This is a genomic window from Prevotella pectinovora (genome assembly GCF_000834015.1).
GTDB lineage: Bacteria > Bacteroidota > Bacteroidia > Bacteroidales > Bacteroidaceae > Prevotella > Prevotella pectinovora.
In genome coordinates, this window is sequence record NZ_JXQI01000013.1 from 1 (window position 1) to 7867 (window position 7867).

Sequence of the window (7867 nt, forward strand, 5' to 3'; positions counted from 1 at the left end):
TATTTACAAAATATAGTACACTTATGGGACTTTGGGACTTTGGGACTTTTGGGACTATTGGTACTATTTTGTAAAACAAACGGATTCAAACGGATGGATTCACTTTTACAATATGTTCATCGTCGGTAGCCTCTGAAAGTATTTTTATTCATTTTTCGTAGATAACTACATGGTATAATGTTCCAAAAGTCGGTTTCCAATATGCTAATAAAAATCGGTCATCAGGAATTTTGGAAAGTCTTCAAGACCTATCCGTCAATCACCTGATGACCGATGCGCCTTTATGTCAAGGCAAGAATTATGCTATATGGGCTTCTGATAAAGGACCCCACATGATGTGCGTCATTATTTGATGTTTGGCTCCTCCAGACCGAAGCCCTTCTTCTTGTCGAGTGCCTTCAGATAGATGGCGAAGAGAAGGGCAACAACGCCGAAGCTCGCAAACACTACGAGTGGCACCGTGTAGTCGTAAGGAATGAAGTCTGCACCCGCCTTCTTGGCTGCTATAACGGCAGGGTTGTTCTCATTGGTAGAAGCGAGCAGGTTGCCGATGAGCTTTGGCACGAAGCAAAGACCGATGTTCTGAACCCAGAAGATCAGGCAGTATGCAGAACCGAGAATCTTCTCGTCGATAATCTTTGGAACGCTTGGCCACAATGCAGCCGGCACGAGAGCGAATGAGATTCCGAGGAGCACGATGGTGGTATAGGCAATCAGCGGGCTCTTTGTCTCTGGCAATACGAATGCGAACACGAGATGGCAGCAGATGAGAATCAGCGCACCGCCCATGAGCATCGTAGCGCCTTTGCCCTTGCGGTCGAGGAAATTGCCCAGGAATGGAGTGATGACAGCAGCACCGATAGGGAACCAACGGAAGATGTTGGCAGCATCGGATGGAGAAATTCCGTCGAGGTTACACTGCAGCATGTTTGCGCCATAACGCTGGAATGGGAAGATGGCAGAATAGTAGAGCACACAGAGAAGGGCAACTATCCAGAACACCTGTGAAGAGAAAATCTTGCCAAGGTCGCTGAACTTGAATTCCTCCTCAGACTCTCCAGCCTCTTCAGACACACCGAGCTGCTTGTCGAGTGTCTTGTCCATGAATGTGAACACGATGAACGTGATCAGACCGATGAGCAGGAGGACGGTGCAGAATGCTATAGGAGCTACTACAGTGCCGAATTTGCTCGCGATGATTGGTGAGATTGAGAAGATGGCGAACACACCCACACGGGCGATAGCCATCTCGAGACCCATGGCGAGAGCCATCTCCTTGCCCTTGAACCACTTTGCGATGGCCTTTGAAACTGTTGTTCCTGCCATCTCACAACCACAACCGAAGAGCATGAAGCCGAAGCATGCCATCTTGGCGCTGGCAGGAAGAGACACCCACCAGGTGTTGAGCCAGTCGTGAAAACCGGTCGTGGCAAACCAATCAGAGATTCCGATGAGCTTGATTAGCGCTCCGATAAACATCATAGAGGCAGACAGGACTCCTGTGAAGCGAACGCCCATTTTGTCGAGGATAATACCGGCGATGATGAGGAAGCCCATCACGTTGACGATATACTCAGAAGCGGCATAAGTTCCGAACGTGTCAGGACCCCAGCCTTTTTCGCTCTCCATGAGAGCTTGGATTGGTGACATTACATCGACAAACATGTAGGCGAAGAACATCATGGAAGCGATAAGGATGAGGGCTGTCCAGCGTGCCCATGCCTTGTCATTTAATAGTTGTTTAACTGTTTGAACCATTTTAATTCTTTTTTTAATTGTTTTTATTTTCCTTTTTCTTTTATATTTTCATTTGAAAAGTTTATTTCTTCAGCCACTTGTCAAGCCAGTTGAAGTATGTGCGCTGCCAGAGAACGCCGTTCTGTGGTTTCAAAACCCAGTGGTTCTCGTCGGGGAAGAGCAGCAGTTCTGCAGGAATGCCTCTCAGGCGGGCTGCATTGAAGGCTCCGAAACCTTGGTTGGCATTGATGCGGTAGTCCATCTCGCCATGGATGCAGAGTATAGGAGTGTCCCATTTGTCAACGAAATGGTGAGGAGAGTTGTCGTATGTCCTCTTGGCATTGGCAGTCTTGTCCTTGTTCCAGAAGGCATCGTCGTATTCCCAGTTGCTGAACCAGGCCTCCTCGGTGTCGGTATACATAGACTCGAGGTTGAAAGCACCGTCGTGGGCGATGAAACACTTGAAACGTCCGTCGTGATGGCCTGCGAGGTAGTAAACGCTGAAGCCGCCGAAGCTTGCACCAACGGCACCGAGACGGTCTTTGTCAACGAATGGCAGTGTGGCTGCGTCGTCGATAGCGCTGAGATAGTCTTTCATGCACTGGCCAGTCCAGTCGCCGCTTATCTCCTCGTTCCATTCAGAACCGAAACCTGGCAGTCCGCGGCGGTTAGGAGCAACCACCACGTATCCGTTGGCTGCCATTATCTGCATGTTCCAACGGTAGCTCCAGAACTGTGATACAGGACTCTGTGGGCCGCCTTCGCAGAAGAGCAGAGCAGGATATTTCTTGTTCTCGTCGAAATCAGAAGGCAATACCACCCATACGAGCATGTCCTTGCCGTCGGTAGTCTTCACCCAGCGCTCTGTCACCTTGCCGAGAGAGAGTTGAGAAAGGATTTCCTTGTTCTCCGAAGTCAACTGCTGTACCTTCGACTTCTCAGCCTTTTTCTCTGGCGTCACCACGAAGATGTCGTTTGGTGCCGACATGCTCTGGCGGATGGCAAGCAGCTTGTTGCCGCTGTTGGCAAGAGATACGGACACGAAGTCTGCGCAGTCGTTTGTCATCTGCTCCACCTTTCCTGTCAGGTCGGTGCGATACATGTTCACGCATCCGTGCCATACACCGATGAAAGTGATGGTCTTGGAATCTGCCATCCAGCAGAAGTCATCCACGTTGGAGTCGAACTTCTCTGTGACATACTGCTTTGTGCCGGTGGCGAAGTCATAGACGCAGAGTCTGTTTCTGTCGCTCTCATATCCGTCGTGTGCCATGCTCTGCCATGCAATGCGTTTGCCGTCGGGCGAGAACTTGGGGTTGATGTCGTAGCCAGGGTTGTTCTTCAGATTCTCGGCAGAGTTCACAGCCTGGAATTTCTTTGACTTTGAAGTGTCGTTCTTGGGTGCTACGTATCCGGCTGGCTTGCAGAGGTTCTTGGTCTGCTTTGTAGCCAGTTCATAGAGATATATGTCAGAATCTGTAGAAGTGGCATATTCCACTCCTGACTTCTTTCTGCATGTATATGCAATGCTCTTTGAATCAGGGCTCCATGCCAGCTGCTCCACACCTCCGAATGGCTTCATGGGACACTCGTATGGTTCGTCGGCAAGGATGTCTGTGCCTTCGGTTATGCCCTCGGCTGTGACATCAGCCAAGAAAGGGTGGGGGATAGTCTCCACGTATTCGTCCCAGTGGCGGTAGTTCAGGTCGGTGATGAGCCTTCCGCTGGCCAAAGGCAGGTCTGACGGATTCTTCTTGATGCTTTCATGATAGGCTATCTGTTTCACGAGGATTACCTGTGTGCCACTTGGCGAGAACTTGAAACCGTCTATGCCGGTCTTGTCGTGGGTCAGCTGCCTGCGGTCTGTTCCATCGGCATTCATAGACCAGACCTGTCCTCCGGAAATGAAGGCGATGCGTTTGCCACCCTCTATCCATGCTGGATCAGTCTCGCTTGCAGAAGCTGTAGTGAGCTGACGGATGTTCTTGCCGTTGGCATCCATGATGCAGATTACCTGGCGACTCTTGTTCTGTTTCACACTGTAGTAGCCCACCTGGTATACGATGAGCTTTCCGTCGGGTGACGCCTGGGCAGATGCAATTCGTCCCATTGCCCAAAGGGCCTCGGGAGTCATCTTGTTGCTGCTGAGCGTGACGTTGCTCTTTCCGATTGTTTCCACTGTGGTCTGTGCTTTTAGGCTATGGCATCCCAATGAGAGAGCCATGGCGAGGATAATTGATTTTTTCATAATATAGAAGGTAAAAAAGCCCGCGAGGAATTCCGGCATTATGCAACGCCTGGAATCCTTTACAGACTTGTTGTTTGATACTTAGTGGCCCTTTCTTCTTTCCATCTCCTCGCGCTGCTTGCGGAGTTCCTCGGCCTGCTTCTGCATGGCCTCGAGTCGTGCGGCGAGTCCGCTGGTCTTCTTAGGATTCTTCTTGTTTTCCTCGTATTTGGCCTCGAGGATAGACAGAAGCTTCTCATCGTTTGTGGTCTTGCGCAATGTCCACATGATTGCAGCGCTGAAGAAGAGTGATATGAAGTAGTAGAAGTTCAGTCCGGCAGAATAGTCGTTGAACATGAAGAAGAACATCACTGGCATGAGATACATCATCCACTGCATTGCCTTCATTTGTTCAGCCTGCTGGCCTACCATCTGGTCTCTCTGCTGGCGCATTGTCATCATTGAATACAATACGTTGGCTACACAGAAGAGGATACACGTGAGACTCAAGTGGTCGCCGATGAGCCACAGATTGGTGTGCCACTCTATGATTGGGTCGTAGGTAGAGAGGTCGCTTATCCAGAGGAAGCTCTCACCTCTTAGCTGTATGGCGTTAGGCACGAAATTGAACATCGCAATCCAGATAGGCATCTGGATGAGCATTGGCAGACAGCCGCTCAGAGGGCTGACGCCATACTTGGAATATTCTGCCATCATTGCCTGCTGCTTCATCATCTGGTCTTCTGGCTTGTCGTATTTCTTCGTTATCTCGTCGAGCTTTGGTTTCAGCACACGCATCTTGGCCGAAGACATGTAGCTCTTCTTCACAAGCGGGAATGTGATGAACTTGAGGAGCATAGTGATGAGAATCAATACGATACCCATATTAATGTCGAGCTTGGTGAGCCAGTCGAAAACGTAAATGGTGAACCATCTGTTGATGATTCGGAACAGAGGCCATCCCAGATAAACCAGGCGCTGCATCTCAAGGTCTTTGCCGAACTTGCTCTCTTCCTCTACGTTCTGCAGCAGACGGAAATCATTAGGACCATAGTAGAACTCCAATTCTGTAGGCTGCTTTCCAGTCGGGTCAAAGAATGTTTTCATCTTTGCTCCGTACTGCTTCAGATAACCAGAACCCTTCTCCTGCGGAATGCTTGTCATCTTGGCATTCTTGCCTAAGTCCTTCTCTGCTATCATTACGGCACTGAAGAACTGGTTCTTGAATGCCACCCAGTCGATGTTGTCCTCAACAGTCTCGTCGGTCAGTTCCTTGCCCTCGTTAAGATAGTCGGTTCCGCCTTCGGTCAGATGGTATGTGAGCGACGCATAACGGTTCTCGAAAGTGAAGCCCTTCTCCTGCTGACGACATTTGTCTGTCCATTCCACATCAATCGTGTTGTAGTTTGGAGAGAACATTCCTGCCATGCCGTTTGCCTGAATAGAGGCATGTAGCATGTAGTCTTTGCCCAACTTGTATGAAATAGTGAGCGATTTTCCGTTAGCTGTTGCTGCAGTGAACGTTACCGTAGAGTCGGTGACGTTTGAAGGCGTGAAATACATGTCACTCGTCACGAGGTTTGTCTCCTTGCCTGCAAGCATGAATTTGAGCTGCTGGTCTTTAGCGTCGAAGAGCGTCACGTCATTGTTGCCGTTGCGGTCGGCGAACCCTTTGATTACGGCTTTCTGTACAGTGGCTCCCTTTGTGTTGAGCGTGAGTTCTACCTTTTCGTTGCGGAGTGTCACGTCTGTTGCCTTTCCTGACATCACCTCATGGAAGAGGGCTGTGGTGTCTGTTGCCAGCGCCTGGGCGTTTGCCTTGGCTGCAGCTGCATCGGCAACCTGTTTTGCTGCTGCTTTCTTCTTCTCCACATTGGCTATGGAGTCTTGCACTCTCTGCTGCTGGGCTATTTCCTCGTCTGACGGTTTGTTGTACCAACTGAAACCGATGAGCAATGCTGCGATGAGCACAAAGCCCGTGATGGTGTTTTTATCCATTGTCAAAAATAAGTTGTTTTTCTGATAAATATTGCGTTATTAACCGGTTGTCATTTCTTACCCTTCTTGCAGGCTATAGCTGTTTTCACGAAGTCAAGGAAAAGAGGATGCGGTTTGAGCACCGTACTTGAGTATTCCGGATGGAACTGTGTTCCGATATACCATTTCAGTCCTGGTATCTCCACGATTTCAACGAGGTCGCTCTCTGGGTTGCGTCCCACACATTTCATTCCTGCACGCTCGTATTCCTGCTCGAAGCTGTTGTTGAACTCATAGCGATGACGATGGCGCTCCTGTATGTGTTCCTTCTTGTAGATTTCAAAGGCGCGTGATCCTTGTTTCAGTACACATTCATAGGCGCCGAGTCGCATCGTTCCACCCAAGTCGGTGATGTTCTTCTGGTCTTCCATGATGTCGATCACGTTGTGCTCCGTCTTCTCATCGAGTTCACGGCTGTTGGCATCTTCATAGCCAAGCACGTTTCTCGCGAATTCCACAACTATCATCTGCATTCCGAGGCAGATGCCGAAAGTTGGAATGTCGTGAGTCCTGGTGTAGTGGGCTGCAACGATCTTGCCTTCTGTTCCACGCTGTCCAAATCCGGGACATATCATTATGCCGTCCATTCCCTGCAGCTTTTCTGCCACGTTCTCCTCAGTGAGCTTCTCACTGTTGATGAACGTAATGACGGTCTTGTGGTCGTTGTAGGTGCCGGCTTGAGAGAGGCTCTCCCTGATGCTCTTGTATGCATCCTGAAGGTCGTATTTGCCGACAAGACCTATATGTACTTCTTCTGTGGCTTTCTGTCTTCTTTCGAGGAAGCTCTTCCATGGTCCGAGTGCAGGAGTCTCTCCCGGCTCAATGCCCATCTTCTTGAGGATTGCCGAGTCGAGTCCCTGATTCTGCATATTGACGGGCACTTCATAGATGGAAGGCAGGTCTTCGCTTTGTACGACGCAGTCGAAGTCGACGTTGCAGAAGGATGCCACTTTCTTGAGTATTCCGTCTCCGAGGTGTTTCTCGGTTCGCAGCACGAGAATGTCGGGCTGTATGCCGACGCTCTGAAGCTCTTTTACGGAGTGTTGAGTTGGTTTGGTCTTCAGTTCTCCGGCTGCTTTGAGATAGGGTACGTAGGTTAGATGTACGCATACTGCATTCTTGCCCAGTTCCCATTTCATCTGTCTTATCGCCTCAAGGTATGGGGCGCTTTCTATATCGCCTATCGTTCCTCCGATTTCCGTTATTACGAAGTCGTAGTGGTTCTTCTCTCCGAGCAACTTTATGTTCCTCTTTATCTCATTCGTGATATGCGGAACTACCTGAATCGTCTTTCCCAGATAATCGCCACGTCGCTCCTTGTCTATCACAGCCTTGTATATGCGTCCTGTGGTGAGTGAGTTCGCCTTTGTGGTCTGAATGCCTGTGAACCTCTCGTAGTGTCCGAGGTCGAGATCTGTTTCCATACCGTCCACGGTGACGTAGCATTCACCGTGTTCATACGGATTCAGGGTTCCTGGGTCGATGTTGATGTAGGGGTCGAATTTCTGGATTGTGATGTTGTAGCCCCTTGCCTGTAATAACTTACCTATTGAAGAAGAGATAATTCCCTTGCCGAGCGATGATACTACACCGCCAGTGACGAAGATGTACTTGGTTTCAGTCACGGTCTTGTTGTTTTTATTGTTTATAATATTCAAACGATTTGCAAAGTTAACAATAAAAACATTTATAGCCAAAGGATTAGCTTTTTTTCGCTTTTTTCTTCTATGAAGAATTATGGGTCAGCGGAAAAGTACTGGGGGTGTTTTTTATTTCATAGTATTTTGTATCTTTGCATTATGAACATGCTTGAACAATTAGCCCGTCTAGTTCTTCCCAAAGAAATACTAGACAATTTCGATATCG

General features: G+C 49.1%; 4 protein-coding genes. All 4 read right to left on the bottom strand.

All coding sequences use genetic code 11. The features are described from left to right. Positions 1–345: 345 nt before the first annotated feature. On the bottom strand, positions 346–1758 hold the full coding sequence (locus ST42_RS01540; RefSeq protein WP_022316414.1) for an MFS transporter: 1413 nt from the start codon (positions 1756–1758) through the stop codon (positions 346–348). Positions 1759–1819: 61 nt separating this feature from the next. Further along, entirely contained in the window at positions 1820–3985 is a 2166-nt protein-coding gene (locus ST42_RS01545; protein WP_042519670.1) for a S9 family peptidase, read from the bottom strand. Between the two features lie 81 nt (positions 3986–4066). Further along, positions 4067–5962 carry a membrane protein insertase YidC gene (yidC, locus tag ST42_RS01550; RefSeq protein ID WP_044072023.1) on the bottom strand — a complete coding sequence of 632 codons (1896 nt, stop codon included), beginning with the start codon at positions 5960–5962 and terminating at the stop codon, positions 4067–4069. 50 nt (positions 5963–6012) lie between these two features. Next, positions 6013–7626 (bottom strand): CTP synthase, encoded by a 1614-nt coding sequence (locus ST42_RS01555; protein WP_044072024.1) that lies wholly within the window; start codon positions 7624–7626, stop codon positions 6013–6015. Between the last annotated feature and the right edge of the window lie 241 nt (positions 7627–7867).

Bases quoted from the DNA above. Each gene is read 5' to 3' on its own strand.
- ST42_RS01540 (WP_022316414.1), bottom strand. From the start codon at position 1,758: ATGGTTCAAACAGTTAAACAACTATTAAATGACAAGGCATGGGCACGC.
- ST42_RS01545 (WP_042519670.1), bottom strand. From the start codon at position 3,985: ATGAAAAAATCAATTATCCTCGCCATGGCTCTCTCATTGGGATGCCAT.
- yidC (WP_044072023.1), bottom strand. From the start codon at position 5,962: ATGGATAAAAACACCATCACGGGCTTTGTGCTCATCGCAGCATTGCTC.